The organism is Serpentinimonas sp. SMBJO2 (assembly GCF_056341105.1).
Window position 1 is genome coordinate 1,080,360 of record NZ_CP150628.1, and the last position, 16,290, is coordinate 1,096,649.

The 16,290-nt window shown below is 67.7% G+C and carries 17 protein-coding genes and 1 pseudogene; 16 read left to right on the forward strand and 2 right to left on the reverse strand.

The features are described from left to right. Positions 1-19: 19 nt before the first annotated feature. The 3 genes and pseudogenes from AAAZ40_RS04910 to AAAZ40_RS04920 all read left to right on the forward strand — a co-directional run. A pseudogene (locus tag AAAZ40_RS04910) lies at positions 20-967 on the forward strand (DNA methyltransferase); the annotation flags it as partial. 1 nt (position 968) lies between these two features. Continuing rightward, the gene (locus AAAZ40_RS04915) at positions 969-3,623 is read left to right on the forward strand and encodes a DEAD/DEAH box helicase (RefSeq protein ID WP_476661447.1); all 2,655 of its coding nucleotides are present in this window, start codon (positions 969-971) and stop codon (positions 3,621-3,623) included. Between the two features lie 23 nt (positions 3,624-3,646). Beyond that, positions 3,647-4,156: a tRNA (cytidine(34)-2'-O)-methyltransferase gene (locus AAAZ40_RS04920; RefSeq protein ID WP_476661448.1), complete on the forward strand. Its 510-nt coding sequence runs from the start codon at positions 3,647-3,649 to the stop codon at positions 4,154-4,156. A gap of 19 nt (positions 4,157-4,175) precedes the next feature. Here the strand turns inward: AAAZ40_RS04920 and AAAZ40_RS04925 are convergent, their stop codons facing one another. Beyond that, on the reverse strand, positions 4,176-4,793 hold the full coding sequence (locus AAAZ40_RS04925) for a nucleotide-binding protein (RefSeq protein WP_476661449.1): 618 nt from the start codon (positions 4,791-4,793) through the stop codon (positions 4,176-4,178). 69 nt (positions 4,794-4,862) lie between these two features. On the opposite strand from AAAZ40_RS04925, the gene AAAZ40_RS04930 reads away from it, so the two are divergent. The 13 genes from AAAZ40_RS04930 to AAAZ40_RS04990 all read left to right on the forward strand — a co-directional run bounded on the left by AAAZ40_RS04930 (position 4,863) and on the right by AAAZ40_RS04990 (position 14,729). Beyond that, positions 4,863-5,501 carry a trimeric intracellular cation channel family protein gene (locus AAAZ40_RS04930; protein ID WP_476661450.1) on the forward strand — a complete coding sequence of 213 codons (639 nt, stop codon included), beginning with the start codon at positions 4,863-4,865 and terminating at the stop codon, positions 5,499-5,501. A 43-nt stretch (positions 5,502-5,544) separates the two neighbouring features. After that, the gene (locus tag AAAZ40_RS04935; protein WP_476661451.1) at positions 5,545-5,979 is read left to right on the forward strand and encodes a DUF1841 family protein; all 435 of its coding nucleotides are present in this window, start codon (positions 5,545-5,547) and stop codon (positions 5,977-5,979) included. A 577-nt stretch (positions 5,980-6,556) separates the two neighbouring features. Beyond that, positions 6,557-7,525 (forward strand): lytic transglycosylase domain-containing protein, encoded by a 969-nt coding sequence (locus AAAZ40_RS04940; RefSeq protein WP_476661452.1) that lies wholly within the window; start codon positions 6,557-6,559, stop codon positions 7,523-7,525. 76 nt (positions 7,526-7,601) lie between these two features. Continuing rightward, positions 7,602-8,846, forward strand: coding sequence for a serine hydroxymethyltransferase (glyA, locus tag AAAZ40_RS04945; protein ID WP_476661453.1), 1,245 nt, complete (start codon positions 7,602-7,604; stop codon positions 8,844-8,846). A 12-nt stretch (positions 8,847-8,858) separates the two neighbouring features. Beyond that, positions 8,859-9,308, forward strand: a complete 450-nt coding sequence (gene nrdR, locus AAAZ40_RS04950; RefSeq protein WP_476661454.1) for a transcriptional regulator NrdR — start codon at positions 8,859-8,861, stop codon at positions 9,306-9,308. Positions 9,309-9,314: 6 nt separating this feature from the next. Next, entirely contained in the window at positions 9,315-9,935 is a 621-nt protein-coding gene (locus tag AAAZ40_RS04955; RefSeq protein WP_476661455.1) for a riboflavin synthase, read from the forward strand. Beyond that, on the forward strand, positions 9,932-11,065 hold the full coding sequence (gene ribBA, locus AAAZ40_RS04960; protein ID WP_476661456.1) for a bifunctional 3,4-dihydroxy-2-butanone-4-phosphate synthase/GTP cyclohydrolase II: 1,134 nt from the start codon (positions 9,932-9,934) through the stop codon (positions 11,063-11,065). Before AAAZ40_RS04955 ends, ribBA begins: the two co-directional genes overlap by 4 nt. A 1-nt stretch (position 11,066) precedes the next feature. Further along, a complete protein-coding gene (gene ribH, locus AAAZ40_RS04965; RefSeq protein WP_250960125.1) occupies positions 11,067-11,537 on the forward strand; it encodes a 6,7-dimethyl-8-ribityllumazine synthase in 471 nt (156 codons plus the stop codon). Beyond that, positions 11,534-12,106, forward strand: coding sequence for a transcription antitermination factor NusB (nusB, locus tag AAAZ40_RS04970; protein ID WP_250960126.1), 573 nt, complete (start codon positions 11,534-11,536; stop codon positions 12,104-12,106). The genes ribH and nusB overlap by 4 nt, the downstream gene beginning before the upstream one ends. A gap of 12 nt (positions 12,107-12,118) precedes the next feature. Then, entirely contained in the window at positions 12,119-12,568 is a 450-nt protein-coding gene (ybgC, locus tag AAAZ40_RS04975) for a tol-pal system-associated acyl-CoA thioesterase (RefSeq protein WP_250960127.1), read from the forward strand. After that, positions 12,565-13,287, forward strand: a complete 723-nt coding sequence (gene tolQ / locus AAAZ40_RS04980; protein ID WP_045535961.1) for a protein TolQ — start codon at positions 12,565-12,567, stop codon at positions 13,285-13,287. The genes ybgC and tolQ overlap by 4 nt, the downstream gene beginning before the upstream one ends. A 21-nt stretch (positions 13,288-13,308) precedes the next feature. Beyond that, positions 13,309-13,779: a biopolymer transporter ExbD gene (locus AAAZ40_RS04985; RefSeq protein WP_476661457.1), complete on the forward strand. Its 471-nt coding sequence runs from the start codon at positions 13,309-13,311 to the stop codon at positions 13,777-13,779. A 32-nt stretch (positions 13,780-13,811) separates the two neighbouring features. Next, on the forward strand, positions 13,812-14,729 hold the full coding sequence (locus tag AAAZ40_RS04990) for an energy transducer TonB (protein WP_476661458.1): 918 nt from the start codon (positions 13,812-13,814) through the stop codon (positions 14,727-14,729). A gap of 19 nt (positions 14,730-14,748) precedes the next feature. On the opposite strand, the gene AAAZ40_RS04995 is transcribed toward AAAZ40_RS04990, so the two are convergent. Next, positions 14,749-16,278, reverse strand: coding sequence for a sigma-54-dependent transcriptional regulator (locus AAAZ40_RS04995; protein WP_476661459.1), 1,530 nt, complete (start codon positions 16,276-16,278; stop codon positions 14,749-14,751). Between the last annotated feature and the right edge of the window lie 12 nt (positions 16,279-16,290).

Below are 16,290 nucleotides of genomic sequence, written 5' to 3' on the forward strand. Positions count from 1 at the left end.
AACAGACGTTCAGCAGGGACGAGTTCCGCAAACATTGTGGCGTTTTCAAGAGGTGGGTCATACCCAAGACGCCAAAAAGGAGTTGCTGTCGATCCTTGACTTTGCTAGTTCTGACGATGTTTTCGTTACCCCCAAGCCTGTCGGTCTGTTGCGCCGCATTCTCGACTTGGCCACCACCGAGCACTCGATCGTGCTGGACTCCTTTGCCGGCTCTGGCACCACAGCTCATGCGGTGCTGGCGGCGAACAAGGCCGACGGTGGTGAGCGCAAGTTCATCCTCGTGGAGTGTGAGGACTATGCCGACTCATTAACTGCCGAGCGCATACGTCGCGTCAGCCAGGGCTACGCCTACCAGGGGAACCACCGAGTCGAGTTGATGCAAAGGTCCCTGACCTTCACCGACTTGAGGAACGCCGACCGACTGTTGCACGACATCGCGGCGATCGAAAACCTCGAAGGCTCGCAATACGATAGGCTGGAGAAGAAGGTCAAAGACGGCGTGCTGCTGGTGGAGGGCGTCAAACAGATCACCGAGCGCATGGAGGGCCTGGGCGGCGAGTTCACCTACTGCACCCTGGGTGCAGCGGTGGACATGGACCGAATGCTGACCGGCGAACACCTGCCATCGTTCGACCAATTGGGGGCCTTGCTGTACCACATGGCCACCAACGAGGCCATGCAACCCGCTGCTATGGCGCTGGATCAGGCCACGGGTGTGGGCTACCTAGGCGAGTCCGCCCAGTACCACGTCTGGCTGATTTACAAGCCGGAGCTGCAGTTTTTGCAGTCGCGCGAGGCCGCTCTGACCATGGCCAAGGCGCAGGCTTTTGTGGCCGCCAAGCCCGGCAAAAAGCAACTGGTGTTTGCCCCGGCCAAGTTTGTGTCGCAAAGGTTGCTGGGCGCGGCCGGCCTAGCCGTGGAGTTTGCCCCGCTGCCGTGGGCGCTCTACCGCGCCGAGAGGGGCTGACATGGCATTGCGCGATCTGGACTACCAGGGCCGCGTGCTCGCTGCACTCGATGCGTATTTGGCCGCGCTGTCGGCTCAGAAGCAGCGGGCCGACAAGATCGCTGCTTCCAACGTGGGCGAAGACGACCCCGACCTGATACGGCCTGTGCCCGACTTCCCCAAGGAGGCATGGGCAGCCATGGCCGCAGCCAACCGCTTGCCTCCATCCCGGCAAGGCATCCCGTTTTCTGAGCGGCTGGATGGTGTCGGCCGGCCTGTGCCCAATGTGGTGTTCAAAGTACCCACCGGGGGCGGCAAGACCTTTTTGGGCGTGGCCGCGCTGTCCAAGATTTTCGGCACCTACCTGGGGCAGAGCCGAGGCTTTGTGCTGTGGATTGTGCCCAACGAGGCCATCTACACCCAGACCAAGCGCCAACTCGTCAGCCGGCAGCACCCGTTGCGGCAAATGCTGGACGTGCTTTCGGGTAATGCAGTGCGCATTCTGGAAAAAGACGACCATTTAGACGCCCGCGATGTGGCGCAGCACCTGTGCGTGATGCTGTTGATGTTGCAGTCGGGCAACCGCGAAAACAAGGATTCGCTGCGCATGTTCCGCGACCGTGGCGACGTGGTGGGTTTCTTCCCACCCGAGGGCGACCAAGAAGCGCACGCCGAAGCCTTAAAGCGCACGCCCAACCTAGATATCTACGACCTGGCAGGCGCGGCCTACTCGTGGCCCCAAGTCAAGGATTCGTTGGGCAACGCCTTGCGGCTCATCCGCCCGGTGGTCATCATGGACGAGGGCCACAGGGCCGTGTCCCCTCTGGCCTACAAAACCCTGTACGGCTTCAACCCGTGCTTTGTGCTGGAGCTGACCGCCACGCCCAAAGACGTGGCCGCCACCAACGGGCGCAACCCCACCACGGCACGGCACGCCAACGTGCTGGTGGAAGTCAGCGGCATCGACCTGGACCGGGAGGGCATGATCAAGATGCCCATGAACCTTGACCCGCGCGCCGGAACCGACTGGCGCAACACCTTGGCCGCCGGATTGGAGCGCCTGAACCTGCTGGATACCACGGCACGGCGGTTTCAAGCCGACAGTGGGCGCTACATCCGCCCCATCCTGCTGGTGCAGGTAGAACGGACCGGGCAGGACCAACGCGATGGCACCCGCGTGCACGCGCTGGACGTGAAGCAGTGGCTGACCACGGTGGGCGCTGTGGACGAGGCGGAAATCGCCATCAAGACGGCCGACACCAACGATCTGGCCGACCCCGAGAACACCGACCTGATGAGCCCGCTCAACCGGGTGCGCGTGATCATCACCAAGCAGGCCTTGCAAGAGGGCTGGGACTGCCCCTTTGCCTACGTGCTGTGCGCACTGGCCGCCAGTGCCAACCTAGCGGCCATGACGCAGCTGGTGGGGCGCATTCTGCGGCAACCCCATGCAGAAAAGACGGGCGTGCCCGCATTGGATGAGTGCTACGTCATCACCCACCACGCCAACACCGCCGAGGTGCTGGACGCCATCAAAAAGGGCCTGGAAGAGGAGGGCATGGCCGATCTGGTGAAGGAAATCAAGACCCCTGACGGCAGCGGCGGGCGCGAGCCGCGCCCCATACAGCGGCGCCCTGTGTTTGCCCAGCGGGAGATCTTCCTGCCCTTGGTGTTGCGCGTGCTCGACGGCACAGTCCGCCCGCTGGACTATGAAGAGGACATCCTGTACGCGCTGGACTGGTCTGACTTGGATGTCACGCCGTTCGTGCAGCGCATTCCTTTGAACGCCGCAGGCGCGGACCGGCAAATGCGCCGGATTCGCTTGGTCGAGCAGGGGAGCGAGCGCATTGTCGATGAGGCCGCTGAGGACAGCCAAGAAGTGCTGCGTCTAGACATCCCCTACGCCGTGCGCATGGTTTGCGACATCGTGCCCAACCCCTGGTGGGGCCGCGCCCTGATTGGCCAAGTGCTAGACGGTTTGCGCCTGCGTGGTTTCACTGATGCCAAACTGGGCGAGATTGCCGGTCTGGTGATTGAAGCGCTGCGCCAGTGGCTGGAAACCCAGCGCGACGCCATGGCCGAAGCCCTGTTTCGTGCCGAGGTGCACGCCGGGCGCATTCAATTCCGGCTGCGGACGGACGGCAAGAACTGGCGCATGCCGCTCCAAGCCGAGACCTATGAGCCCGTGGGTGCGGATCAGTTGCTTGGGGCCAGCGGGGGTCCGCTGGCCAAGAGTTTGTTCTCTCCCATCTACAAGGGCGATTTTTCGAGTCCGGACGAGCGCGATGTTGCGGTGTACCTCGATGCGGAACAGGCCCTGCAATGGTGGCACCGCAACGTGGCCCGCAGCCACTATGCGCTGCAAGGCTGGCGGCGCGAGAAGGTTTACCCCGACTTCATTTTTTCGGTTCAGCACGAAGCCCACGCCAGCCGCGTGGTGGTCTTGGAAGTGAAGGGCCAGCACCTGGCGGGCAACGACGACACCGAGTACAAAAAGGCCGTGTTGCAGCTCATGACCTCGGCTTTTGGCGTGGACCAGGGCGAACGGGTGGGCGAGTTGGAGCTGGAGCTTGCGGGGCAGCCGAGCGTGGTGTGTGATTTGGTGCTGCTGCCCCATTGGAAAATCGAACTACCCGAATACTTAGCTGCAACCGGTGCCACAGGCCTGCAATCCTAGCCAGCAGAGCAACTTATCCCCCCATGTTCAACCTCGTCCTGGTTCACCCCGAAATCCCGCCCAACACCGGCAACGCCATCCGCCTGAGCGCCAACACCGGTTGCGCCCTGCACCTGATCGAGCCGCTGGGTTTTGCCATGGACGACAAGCACCTGCGCCGCGCCGGGCTGGATTATCACGAGTACGCCGCCGTGCGCCGCTATGCCGACTGGGCCGCGTTTTTGGCGCAGCAGCAGCCGGATCCGCAGCGGCTGTTTGCGTTCAGCAGCCTGGCGCAGCGTTCGGCCTTCGAGCCGCGTTACGCGCCCGGCGACTGCTTCGTGTTTGGCTGCGAGACCGCCGGTTTGCCGCCCGAGCTGCTGGCGCAAATCGCACCGGCGCAGCGCCTGCGCCTGCCGATGCGGCCGGGTCAGCGCAGCCTGAATTTGTCCAACGCGGTGGCGGTGGTGGCCTTTGAAGCCTGGCGCCAGCAGGGCTTTGCTGGCGGCGAGCCCGCTGCCGCTGTACCCGGCGCAAGCCCCGCGCCCGCCTGAAAGCCGACGGCTGGGGCGCCTATTGCTCCAGCCAGCGACAGATCGGCAGCCACTGCTCGAGGTCGCGCTGCACCCGCCCTGGTGCCACGTCGAACAGCGTCAGCCCTTGGCCGGCGAGGTTGATGTAGTTTTGCGTGTCGCGCAGATAGGTGAGCACCGGCAGCTCGAGCCCTTGCACAAAGGCGCGCAGCTTTTCGGCCGAGAGCGTGCGCGCATCGACCCGCATCCCCACCACCCCGATCGGCAAGCCGACGCTGCGCCGGCGCTCTTGCAGCTCGGCCACGAAGTCTTGCGTCGCCAGGATGTCGAACACGCTCGGTTGCAGCGGAATCAGCAGCTTGTCGGCGCGCTTGAGCACCTCTTTCAGGTCGCGCCCGTGCAGGCCGGCGGGGGTGTCGAGCACCACGTGGGTGGTGCCGGGCGGCGGTTTCAGGTTGTCGCTGTGGCTGGCGTCCCATGTCACAATAGGCCGCGCCTGCTTGGGCCGCAAGGCGAGCCAGCGGCTGGCCGACTGCTGCCGGTCCGAGTCGCCCAGCAGCACCGTGTGTCCGCGCCGGGCCAGATAGCCCGCCACTTGGGTGGACAGAGTGGATTTGCCCACTCCGCCCTTGGGGTTGGCGACGACGATCACGGTCATGCGGTTGCTCCAAACGTCTGCGGTTGGCCGACTCTACCACCAGCAACCCCCCTTCACCTCATCATCCCCATGCAAGAGCTGCTGCACTGGTTCCAACATTTGAGCGTCGTGATCGAGTCTGGGGCCGTGCTGGCCGGGGCCCTGTCGGGCTTGCTGGCGGCGGCACACAAGCGGCTCGATCTGGTGGGGGTGTTCACGGTGGCCTTTCTGACCGCCTTTGGCGGCGGCACGCTGCGCGATCTGCTGCTCGATCAGCGCCCCTTCTTTTGGGTCGAGCACCAGCATTGGCTGTGGGTGCTGCTGATCCTGTGCCTGCTGGCGGTGCTGTTCATGCGCCAGCGCCATTTTGCCCCCACCGAGCGCGCCATGCAGTGGCCCGACGCGCTGGGGCTGGGCTTGTTTGCCGCCATTGGCGTGAGCAAGGCGCTGGCCGTGGGCATGCCCGAGCTGGTGGCCGTGCTCATGGGGGTGGTCACGGGTGTGTTTGGCGGCGTGCTGCGCGACGTGGTGTGCAACGAGATCCCGAGCGCCTTCAGCGACCACAAACCCTACGCCATCTGCGCCTTCGTGGGCGGTTGGGCCTACGTGGGCTGGTGGCACTGGAGCGGTTCGTCCGAGCAGGCGATGCTGCTGTGCGTGGTGCTCACCTTTGGCCTGCGCGCGCTGGCGCTGTGGCGCAATTGGGTGGTGCCGCCCTGGAAAATCTGAAGGCGCGGCTGCACCTGGGGTGGGCAGGGGCGACAATCGGGCCATGTTTGAACCCTCGCAAGCCGATGTGCGGCGTTTCTTTTGCGGCGTCTATGCCAAGCTGGGCCAGCAGACGGCCCTCGAGCCGATCGAGGTGCTGGCCGGCCAGTGGATCGAGCGCCACCCCGAATACCACGCCGACCTGGCCGACCTCGATGCGGCGTTGCGTGCCCTGCAGGGGCAGGTGCCGCCGCGCGACAACCCCTTTTTGCATCTGTCCATGCACCTGAGCATCAGCGAGCAGTGCTCGATCGACCAGCCGCCGGGCATCCGGCAGGCGGTGGAGCTGCTGACGGCGCGCCGGGGCAGCGTGCATGCGGCGCAGCACGAGGTGATGGAGTGCCTGGGGCGCATGCTCTGGGAGAGCCAGCGCAGCGGCCGCCCGCCCGATGGCGCCGCCTACCTCGACCACGTTCGCCGCCGCGCCACGGCGGACTGAAAGCAAACGGCCCCGGCAGGTTGCACCCACCGAGGCCGTTGGGCCGAAGACACTTCGAGCCCGGTGACGCGGCGGAGTTGGTTTGTCGCGCCGCGTCGCAAGCAAGGGATTGCTTGCGTTCCAGTTGCCGGGCGCAGGGGAAACCCCCAGCGCGGGCAGTGGTCGGCTAGGGCTGTAAAAATCAAGGCGCCCAAGCCAACGCCTTCACTTTAGCCGATCGGGGGCTGGTTGGGCAGAAAAATTTCGCTATCGAGACCATTTTGGTGATCAAAATTTTTTCGCCATTGAGCTCGGTTTCCCTTCCTGTAGGTCTGTGCCGAAGACATTGGCGGGATTTTGATATCCATTTAAATCATGAAAAATGCATTCTAAAGTCTTGACAATGTATTTTGAGGTCCCTACCATCCGCGCATCTTCGCCCTGGTGCCGTGCCCTCGAGGCCCGTTTGCCCCAGAGACTGCCGAGCAGGCGCCCTCGCGGTGCCGCGTCGGCCCAACCCACGCTGGCCCATTTCGAGCTCCCAATGCGCACCGCCTCGCGGTGGGTTTGGAGCCTGGGCAGCGTTGAAGGAGTTGCCATGACCGCATCCACTTGGGCCCGATTTTTTGGGCCTTCTGACACGGCGCTGCAAAGCCCACCCGACGCGCCTGCGCACCGCAGCGTCGCCTCCCGGCTGCAGCGCCTGCTGCGCCTGGGCCGCGGCAGCCTGCTGTTGCTCGGGCTGGCGCTGGTGCTGGCGCTGGGCGCGCTGGCCCTGCAGCCCCAGTTGCGCCAGGGGCTGGAGTACCACGCCCTGGGCTGGCTGCTGCAGCGCCAGTTGGCGGCCCAGGAGGTGACGGTCGAGCCCGGTGCGATCGAGCGCGTGACCGTGGCCGACCCGAGCGACCTGACCGGTCAGCAGCAGCGCGTGACCGACTGGTTGAGCCGCAAATACCGGGTGGCCAAAGAACCGATGAGCGCGCTGGTGGCCGAGGCCTACGTGGTGGGCGAGCAGCTCGATCTGGACCCGAAACTGATCTTGGCCGTGATGGCGATGGAGTCGCGCTTCAACCCCTTTGCCGCCAGCCCGGTGGGCGCACAGGGCTTGATGCAGGTGATGACGCGGGTGCACAGCGCCAAGCTCGAAGACTTTGGCGGCAAGCTGGCGGTGTTCGACCCGCTCACCAACTTGCGCGTGGGCGCCATGATTTTGCGCGACACCATCCGGCGCTCCGGCTCGATCGAGGGCGGGCTGCGCCTGTATGTGGGGGCGGTGAGCACCGATGGCCGCGACTACATCGACCGCGTGCTCTCGGAGCGCGACCGGCTGCACCGCGTGGCTGCGGGGCAGCGGGTGGGCTTCAATGCCGGGCAGCGGCGCACCCGTCCATTGGCCCAGACAGCAGACGCTGGGGCCACGGCCGCCCCCGAAAGCGCCAGGCTGGCGGCCGCCGCGCCCGAGCAAGACAAGGCCAGCACCTCGAGCCCAGGCTTGGCCGTGCCTGCCAGCAGCCCGGAGCCGGATGCTGGCCCCCGCCTGTACCCTGCAAAATCGCTGCCCTCCTGATAAAATCGGGGATTCTGCAAGGGCCGCGCGCGTCGGCCAGAACCGGCCCCGAAGCGGCCCCCACACACCGCCATCCATGTACTCCCGCTCCACCACCCTCGCCCACACCGACCCCGAAATCTGGGCCGCCATCCAGGCCGAACACCTGCGCCAAGAGCAGCACATCGAGCTCATCGCCAGCGAGAACTACGCCAGCCCAGCGGTGCTGGCGGCCCAAGGCACGCAACTGACCAACAAATACGCCGAAGGCTACCCGGGCAAGCGCTATTACGGCGGTTGCGAGCACGTGGATGTGGCCGAGCAACTGGCCATCGACCGCCTCAAGCAGCTCTTTGGCGCCGACGCCGCCAACGTGCAGCCGCATTGCGGCGCTTCGGCCAACGAGGCGGTGTTTCTGGCCTTCCTCAAACCCGGCGACACGATCTTGGGCATGAGTCTGGCCGAAGGCGGGCACCTGACGCACGGCATGGCGCTCAACATGAGCGGCAAGTGGTTCAATGCCCTCTCTTACGGCCTCAACGCGCAAGAGGAAATCGACTACGACGCGATGGAAGCCAAGGCGCGCGCGCACCGGCCCAAGCTGATCATCGCTGGGGCCTCGGCCTACAGCCTGCGCATCGACTTCGAGCGCTTTGCCCGCATCGCCAAAGAGGTGGGGGCGATTTTCATGGTCGACATGGCGCACTACGCCGGGCTGATCGCCGCCGGCGTCTATCCCAACCCGGTGCCGCACGCCGACGTCGTGACCTCGACCACGCACAAGAGCCTGCGTGGGCCGCGCGGCGGCATCATCCTGATGAAGGCCGAGCACGAAAAAGCCCTCAACAGCGCCATCTTCCCGGGCCTGCAGGGCGGGCCGCTGATGCACGTGATCGCCGCCAAGGCGGTGGCCTTCAAAGAGGCGCTGCAACCCGAGTTCAAGGCCTACCAGCAGCAGGTGCTGCGCAATGCGCAGATCATGGCCCAGACCCTGACCGAGCGCGGCCTGCGCATCGTCAGCGGGCGCACCGAAAGCCACGTCATGCTGGTCGATCTGCGCGCCAAGGGCATCACCGGCAAAGAGGCCGAGGCGGTGCTGGGCCGGGCGCACATGACGATCAATAAAAACGCCATCCCCAACGACCCCGAAAAGCCGATGGTCACCAGCGGCGTGCGCATCGGCACCCCGGCCCTGACCACGCGCGGCTTCAAGGACGACGAAGCGCGCCTGACCGCCAACCTGGTGGCCGACGTGCTCGAGCACCCGCGCGACGAAGCCGTGCTGGCTGCCGTGCGCGCCCAGGTGCACGCCCTGACCGCGCGCTTCCCGGTCTATGGCTGATGGGGGCCGGGCATGAAATGCCCTTTTTGCAGCCACCCCGACACCCAAGTGGCCGAAACCCGGGTGGCTGAAGACGGACAGCACGTGCGCCGCCGGCGCCGCTGCCCGGCCTGCGACAGGCGTTTCACCACCTACGAGCGGCCCGAGCTGGCGCTGCCGCTGGTGGTCAAGAAAGACGGGCGGCGCATCGACTACGACGCCGCCAAGCTGCGCGCCAGCTTTGCCCTGGCGCTGCGCAAGCGCCCGGTGAGCACGCAGCAGATCGACGCCGCCCTCGAGCGCATCGAAGAAGCCCTGCTGCAACTCGGGCAGCGCGAAGTGGCGTCGCAGCGGTTGGGCGAGATGGTGATGCGCGAGCTCAAGAAAATCGATCAGGTGGCCTACATCCGCTTTGCCAGCGTCTATCGCAGCTTCCAGGACATCGACGAGTTCAAGACCCTGGTCGATGAAGTGCGACAATAGCGCCCTATGTTCACCGGCATCATCACCGGGGTGGGGCGCATCACCGCCGTCCATCCGCTAGGCGCTACGGCGCAGCACGGCAAGCGCCTGTGCATCCAAACCCCGCCGGGCTATTTGGCCGGGGTGGGCTTGGGCGACAGCATCGCCATCGATGGCGCCTGCATGACCGTGACCGCGCTCGATTTGGACGCGCACCAGTTCACGGTCGAGGTCTCGGCCGAGTCGCTGGCGCACACCGCCGGGCTCGATCGCCCGGGCGCGGTCAATCTGGAGCAGGCGCTGCGGGCCCAGGATCGGCTCGGCGGCCACATCGTCACCGGGCATGTGGATGCGGTGGGCCGCGTGCTGCACTTTGCCCCGGTGGGCGAGAGCTGGGCGCTGCACCTGCTGGCCCCGTCGGAGTTGGCGCCGTACCTGGCCACCAAGGGTTCGCTCACCGTCAACGGCGTCAGCCTGACCGTGAACGCGGTCTGCGACCGCCCCGAGGGCTGCGAATGCCACCTCAACCTGATCGGGCACACGCTCAGCCACACCACGCTGGGCCAGTTGCAGGCCGGTCAACCGGTCAACCTCGAAATCGACCTGATTGCGCGCTACGTGGCGCGCATGCTCAAAACCCCAGCATGAACACACCCAGCCCCGAACCGGTCGCCATTGCGCCCGTGGCCGAGATCGTCGCCGAACTGCGCGCTGGCCGCATGGTGATCCTGGTCGATGAAGAAGACCGCGAGAACGAGGGCGACCTGGTGCTCGCCGCCGACCACGTCACGCCCGAGGCGATCAACTTCATGGCGCGCTTTGGCCGCGGCCTGATCTGCCTGACGCTCACGCGCGACCGCTGCGAGCGGCTGCAGCTGCCGCCCATGGTGGCGCGCAACGGCACCAAGATGGGCACGGCCTTTACGGTCTCGATCGAGGCCGCCGAGGGCGTGAGCACCGGCATTTCGGCCGCCGACCGCGCCCGCACCGTGCAAGCCGCCGTGGCCGCCGACGCGCGCCCGACCGACCTGGTGCAGCCGGGCCACGTCTTCCCGCTGCAAGCGGTCGATGGCGGCGTGCTGCTGCGCGCTGGCCACACCGAGGCCGGCTGCGACCTGGCCGCGCTGGCCGGCTGCAGCCCCGCCGCCGTGATCTGCGAGATCATGAACGACGACGGCAGCATGGCGCGCCTGCCCGACCTGCAGCGCTTTGCGGCCGTGCATGGGCTCAAGATCGGCACCATCGCCGACCTGATCGAGCACCGCAGCCGCACCGAAAGCCTGGTGCAGCACATCGGCAGTCGCAGCCTGCTCACCGCCAGCGGCGAGTTCACCGCGCACGCCTTTCGCGACCAGACCAGCCCGGCGCTGCATCTGGCGCTGGTCAAGGGCACTTGGGCGCCACAAGACGAGGTCTGCGTGCGCGTGCACGAGCCACTGAGCGTGCTCGATGCGCTCGAAGTCGGGCGCGCCATGCACTCGTGGTCGCTCGAGGCCAGCCTGCGCCACATGGACGCGCAGGGGCGCGGCGTGGTGGTGCTGCTCAACTGCGGCGAGAGCGCCGAGCAGCTGCTGGCGCAGTTTGAGGGCACGGCCCGCGCCACCCAAGCGCCCGAGCGCGGTCGCAGTGGGCTGGACCTGCGCACCTACGGCATCGGGGCGCAAATTTTGCGCCACTGCGGGGTGCACAAAATGCGCCTGCTGGGTGCGCCCCGGCGCATGCCGAGCATGACCGGCTACGGGCTGGAAGTGAGCGGTTTTTTGAACAAAGGACATTGAGATGCTGGGTGCAGACAAAGGCCGGGCCGCCGCGCTCGACGGCCAGGGCTTGCGCGTTGCGCTGGTGCAGGCGCGCTTCAACCTCGACGTGACCGACGCGCTGGCCCAAGCCTGCCGTGCCGAGTTGCTGCGCCTGGGCGTGACCCCCGAGCAGATCGAGCAGGTGCAAGTGCCGGGCGCGCTCGAGCTGCCGCTGGCGCTGCAGGCGCTGGCCGCCAGCGGGCGCTTCGACGCGCTGGTGGCGCTGGGCTGCGTGATTCGGGGTGAAACCTACCACTTCGAGCTGGTCTGCAATGAGAGCGCTGCCGGCATCAGCCGGGTGGCGCTGGACCACCGCATTGCGCTGGCCAACGCCGTGCTGAGCACCGAAAACCTGCAGCAAGCGCAAGCGCGCCAAGTGGACAAAGGGGTGGACGCGGCCCGGGTGGCGGTGGAAATGGCGCGCCTGCTGCAGCAGTGGGTGAGCCCATGACCGCACCCGTGCACCCGGAAGCGGGCTCTGCAGCGGCCCCTGCTGCAGCCCCGGAGGCCCCCAAGCCGCGCAAGGCAGCCGACAAATCGGCGCGCACCCGGGCGCGCGAATTTGCCGTGCAAGCGCTCTATCAGCATCTGGTCGGGCGCAACGCCGCGGCCGAGATCGACGCCTTCACGCGCGAGCTCAGCGGTTTTCATAAGGCCGACAGCGTGCACTACGACGCGCTGCTGCACGGCTGCATCGCCAGCGCGCCCGCGCTCGACGTGGCGCTGGAGCCGCTGCTCGACCGGCCGTTGGTCGAGCTGTCGCCGATCGAGCACGCGGTGCTGTGGATCGGGGCCTACGAGCTGCAGCACTGCCTCGACGTGCCTTGGCGCGTGGTGCTCAACGAGTGCATCGAGCTGGCCAAATCTTTTGGCGGCACCGACGGCCACAAATACGTGAATGGCGTGCTCAACCAGCTGGCGCCGCAGTGGCGCAGCGCCGAGGTGCAGCGCGACGCCGCCCGCCCCAACCGCAGCCCCCCACCGGCGCCTGTGCGCCCGCTGCCGGCGCCATCTGCCTGAAGCCGCACAGCCATGTCTCAACCCTTTCACTGGCCGGTGCGCGTCTATTGGGAAGACACCGACGCCGGCGGCATCGTTTTTTACGCCAATTACCTCAAGTTTTTCGAGCGCGCCCGCACCGAGTGGTTGCGCAGCCTCGGGCTGGAGCAGCAGCGCCTGCGCGAGCAGACCGGGGGCGTGTTCGTGGTCAGCGAGACCGCGCTGCGCTACCAGCGCCCGGCGCGGCTCGACGATTTGTTGCAAGTGAGTGCGCGCGTCACGGAACTCGGGCGCGCCGCCCTGACACTTCACCAAGAGGCGCGCCTGTGGCCGCCGCAGCCCAGCCAGGCCGCCGCCCCGCATGAGCCCACGGTGGCCGAGCTGCTGTGCGAGGCCACCATCCGCATTGGCTGGGTCGATGCCGCCACGCTCAGACCGCTGCGGCTGCCGCCGGCCTTGGTCCATTTGCTGAATCAATCATGAAACCGGATTTTTCCGTCATCCAACTGATGCTCGAAGCCACCTGGGTGGTGCAGGCGGTGGTGCTGTTGCTCATCCTGGCCTCGATCCTGAGCTGGGCGGCGATTTTTCGCAAAGGTCTGCTGCTGCGCCGCGTGCAACGCCAAAGCGACGAGTTCGAGCGCGATTTCTGGTCTGGCGGCCAGCTCAACGAGCTCTACCAAGCGGCGCTGCAACGCGCTGCCGATGCCAGCCCGACCGAGCGCATCTTTGCCAGCGGCATGCGCGAGTTCCACAAGCTGCGCGACCGCCGCGTCAGCCAGCCCGACGCGCTGCTCGACGGCGCCCGCCGCGCCATGCGCGCCAGCCTGCAGCGCGAGGTCGATGCGCTCGAGGCCAATATGTCGTTCTTGGGCTCGGTGGGCTCGGTGGCGCCTTACGTGGGTTTGTTTGGCACCGTCTGGGGCATCATGCACGCCTTCACCGGCATCGGTGCCATGGCGCAAGTCACGTTGGCAGTGGTCGCGCCCGGCATCGCCGAAGCGCTGGTGGCCACCGCTATCAGCCTGTTTGCCGCCATCCCCGCCGTGGTGGCCTACAACCGCTTCGCGCACGACATCGACCGCGCCGCCAACCGCATGGAGAGCTTCATCGACGAGTTCTCCAACATCTTGCAGCGCAACGTCGCCGCCCAAGGCCAACCGGGCGCGTCGGTGCCGGTGGCCCCGGCGGTCGGGCGCTGAGCACACGGAGCACCGCGCACCATGCCCGCCGTCGCCACCCGAGGCCGAGGCCGCCGCACCATGAGCCAGATCAACATGGTGCCGTTCATCGACGTGATGCTGGTGCTGCTGATCATTTTTATGGTGACGGCCACCTTGATCGTCCCGGGGCAGATCGAGCTGCCCGGCGTTGGCCAAGCCGCGCGCCAACCCGAGCGCTTCATCCATGTGGTGATCGACGCCCAAGGGCAGATCGAGCTGCGCGACAGCACCGCCACCGGCCCAGCGCAGGCGCTGACGCTGGAGCAGCTGCCGGCCCAGGTGCTGGCCCTGCAAGCCGCTGCCGCCACTGCGCCCGCGGATGCGGCCGCAGCGCCCGCACCCGCAGCGGCGCCGGTGATCATCAGCGCCGACCGCAGTCTGCGCTACGAAACGGTGATCGAGGCCATGGACGCTTTGCAGCGCGCCGGGGTGGCGCGCATTGGGCTGGCGGTGCAAGAAGCCACGCCCTGAAAACCGCCCCGAGCCCAACTTGTCCGCGCGGGATGCACGCAACCCCACCCGACCTCAACCCCCCGGCCCCCGGCCGCTGGCGCCTGCCGCTGGCCTTGGCGCTGGCGGCGCATGCGCTGCTGCTGTTGGCCTTGAGCGCCAGCGTCAACTGGCAGCGCGAGCCCGCCGTGCAGGCGGTGCAGGCCGAGCTGTGGGCGCAACTGCCGCAGGCGGCTGGGGCGCCAGCTGCGCCAGCGCCCGTTGCAGCCCCACCTGCGGCCCCACCCGCGCCCGAGCCACCGGTTGCGCCACCGCTGCCTCTGCCGCCACCACCAGAGCCGCCGCCGCCGCCGCCGCCACGGCCAGCACAGCCACCGCCACCGCCACCACGGCCAGCGCCGCCAGCGCCCGCGCCCACGCCGCCCCCAGTCCGTGCGCCGGCCCCGGCGCCAGCGCCCAACCCGGCGGCCATCGCCCTCGAGCAGCAGCGCGAGCGCGAGCGGCTCGAGCAGCGCCAGCAGCAACAGCGCGCCGCCGAACAAGCGCGGCAGGCCGAACAGGCCCGGCGCCAGCAGCGCGAACTGGAAGCCCAGCTCGAGGCCGAGCGCCAGCACAACATCGAGCGCATCATGGGCCGGGCGGCGGCCACTGCGGCGCCGGCTGCGCCCGCTGCCCCCGGCACGGCCGCCGTCGCCGCCGGTCCCTCGCCCGGCTACGCCAACCGCCTAGCGGCGGCCATACGGCCGAACATCGTTTTCACCGAGATCCTCAGTGCCAATCCGCGCGCTGAGGTCGAGTTGCGCGCGCTGCCCGATGGCACCATCCTGAGCGCCCGCTTGCTGCAATCGAGCGGCCATGCCGGCTGGGATGCGGCGGTGTTGCGGGCGATCGAACGCACGGGGCGCCTGCCCCGCGACGTCGATGGCCGCGTGCCTAGCGTGCTCATCTTGGGCTTCAGGCCGCAAGACTGAACCCCTGGGTGCAGCGATGTCATTGGGGTAGGGTCGTATCGGCCAAACCGTGGCGCTGCATCCAGTAGCGCAGTTTGGCCAAAGTCCAGCCTAGGTGGCGCGCGGTGCGCGACTGGTTCCAGCGGTGCTGGTTGAGCCAGGATTGCAGTTGCTCGCGGGTGGGGGCTTGATCGTCGGGGCCCTCGGCGGGTGCGGCAGTTGCCGGGGGCGGGGCGCTCGACGGCGGCGTCCCGACGGCCTCGGCGTCCAGCACGGGGCCGGGGTGCAGGGCGAGCGCGCGCTCGAGCAGGTTTTCCAGTTCGCGCACGTTGCCCGGGAATGGGTGGCGGGCCAAGCGCTCCAGCGCCGCAGCGCTGAGCACGGGGGGCGTGCGCAGGCCGCTGCGCTCGCTCAGGCGCTGCAGCAGCGCGGCGGCCAGTTCGGGTAAGTCGGCAAGGCGCTGGCGCAACGGCGGCAGCTGCAGGTCGATGACGTTGAGGCGGTAATACAGGTCTTGCCGGAAGCGCCCTGCGCGCACGGCCACCGCCAGGTCGAGGTGGGTGGCGCTGACCAGCCGCACGTCGGTGGCTTCGTCGTCGGTGGCGCCGAGGCTGCGCACGCGCCGCTCTTGCACTGCACGCAGCAGCTTGACCTGCATGGGCAGCGGCAGATCGCCGATTTCGTCCAAAAACAAGGTGCCGCCTGCCGCCGCCTGAAAGTAGCCCTCGCGGTGCGCGTTGGCGCCGGTGTAGGCGCCTTTGCGCACGCCGAAGAATTCGGCTTCGAGCAGGGTGTCGGGGATGGCGCCGCAGTTGACGGCGATGAAGGGGCCGCCGGCGCGGTGGCTGCAGCGGTGCAGCGCGCGCGCCACCAGCTCTTTGCCGGTGCCCGATTCGCCCAGCACCAGCACCGGCGCCATGCTGCGCGCCACCCGCTGCACGCGCTCGCGCAGCGCGCACATGGCGGGGCTGGAGCCCACCAGCGGCGCCAAGGCGGGGTCGGCCGCCACCGATGCCACCGATTTTTCACCCCGGTCGTGGCTGGGCCTGGCGGCGGGAGCCGGGCTGGGCCGGGGTTCGTCAGTCACAGGTTCCGATTCCTTACCCCGGCCCAGCCCGGCCCCCGCTGTTGGGCCTGGGGCAGGGTGAGCAAGCTGCGCTGTCGCATTGGGAACGACGGCGTTGCCGGACGGCAACGCGGCTTGCAGTGCGTTGGCCACGGCGGCGCGCAACTGGGCTGGCTCGACCGGCTTGGTGAGGTAATCGAAGGCGCCGGCCTTGAGCGCCTGCACCGCGTTCTCGGCCGAGCCGTAGGCGGTGACGACGATGGTTTTTTCGGCCCGCCCGGCCTGCGCCAGCTCGCGCACCAGCTCCAGCCCCAGGCCGTCGGGCAGGCGCATGTCGGTGATCAGGGCGTCGAAGCGCTGTCTGGCCAGCAGCGCGCGCGCCTGGGCCAGATCGCTGGCGGCGGCGACCCGGTGCCCGCTCTTGCTCAGCGTCAGCTCGTAGAGCGTGAGCAGGTCGGGTTCGTCATCGACGACCAGCAGATGGGGTGCGGTGCTCGGGGGCATGGGGGCTGAAGG

What these genes read in the sequence shown, in the direction of transcription:
- AAAZ40_RS04985 (WP_476661457.1), top strand. Translation starts at nt 13,309, where the DNA reads ATGCCCGCCGTCGCCACCCGAGGCCGAGGCCGCCGCACCATGAGCCAG.
- ybgC (WP_250960127.1), top strand. Translation starts at nt 12,119, where the DNA reads ATGTCTCAACCCTTTCACTGGCCGGTGCGCGTCTATTGGGAAGACACC.
- AAAZ40_RS04990 (WP_476661458.1), top strand. Translation starts at nt 13,812, where the DNA reads ATGCACGCAACCCCACCCGACCTCAACCCCCCGGCCCCCGGCCGCTGG.
- ribBA (WP_476661456.1), top strand. Translation starts at nt 9,932, where the DNA reads ATGAACACACCCAGCCCCGAACCGGTCGCCATTGCGCCCGTGGCCGAG.
- AAAZ40_RS04995 (WP_476661459.1), bottom strand. Translation starts at nt 16,278, where the DNA reads ATGCCCCCGAGCACCGCACCCCATCTGCTGGTCGTCGATGACGAACCC.
- glyA (WP_476661453.1), top strand. Translation starts at nt 7,602, where the DNA reads ATGTACTCCCGCTCCACCACCCTCGCCCACACCGACCCCGAAATCTGG.
- AAAZ40_RS04955 (WP_476661455.1), top strand. Translation starts at nt 9,315, where the DNA reads ATGTTCACCGGCATCATCACCGGGGTGGGGCGCATCACCGCCGTCCAT.
- nusB (WP_250960126.1), top strand. Translation starts at nt 11,534, where the DNA reads ATGACCGCACCCGTGCACCCGGAAGCGGGCTCTGCAGCGGCCCCTGCT.
- AAAZ40_RS04920 (WP_476661448.1), top strand. Translation starts at nt 3,647, where the DNA reads ATGTTCAACCTCGTCCTGGTTCACCCCGAAATCCCGCCCAACACCGGC.
- AAAZ40_RS04935 (WP_476661451.1), top strand. Translation starts at nt 5,545, where the DNA reads ATGTTTGAACCCTCGCAAGCCGATGTGCGGCGTTTCTTTTGCGGCGTC.
- nrdR (WP_476661454.1), top strand. Translation starts at nt 8,859, where the DNA reads ATGAAATGCCCTTTTTGCAGCCACCCCGACACCCAAGTGGCCGAAACC.
- AAAZ40_RS04925 (WP_476661449.1), bottom strand. Translation starts at nt 4,793, where the DNA reads ATGACCGTGATCGTCGTCGCCAACCCCAAGGGCGGAGTGGGCAAATCC.
- AAAZ40_RS04930 (WP_476661450.1), top strand. Translation starts at nt 4,863, where the DNA reads ATGCAAGAGCTGCTGCACTGGTTCCAACATTTGAGCGTCGTGATCGAG.
- ribH (WP_250960125.1), top strand. Translation starts at nt 11,067, where the DNA reads ATGCTGGGTGCAGACAAAGGCCGGGCCGCCGCGCTCGACGGCCAGGGC.
- AAAZ40_RS04940 (WP_476661452.1), top strand. Translation starts at nt 6,557, where the DNA reads ATGACCGCATCCACTTGGGCCCGATTTTTTGGGCCTTCTGACACGGCG.
- tolQ (WP_045535961.1), top strand. Translation starts at nt 12,565, where the DNA reads ATGAAACCGGATTTTTCCGTCATCCAACTGATGCTCGAAGCCACCTGG.
- AAAZ40_RS04915 (WP_476661447.1), top strand. Translation starts at nt 969, where the DNA reads ATGGCATTGCGCGATCTGGACTACCAGGGCCGCGTGCTCGCTGCACTC.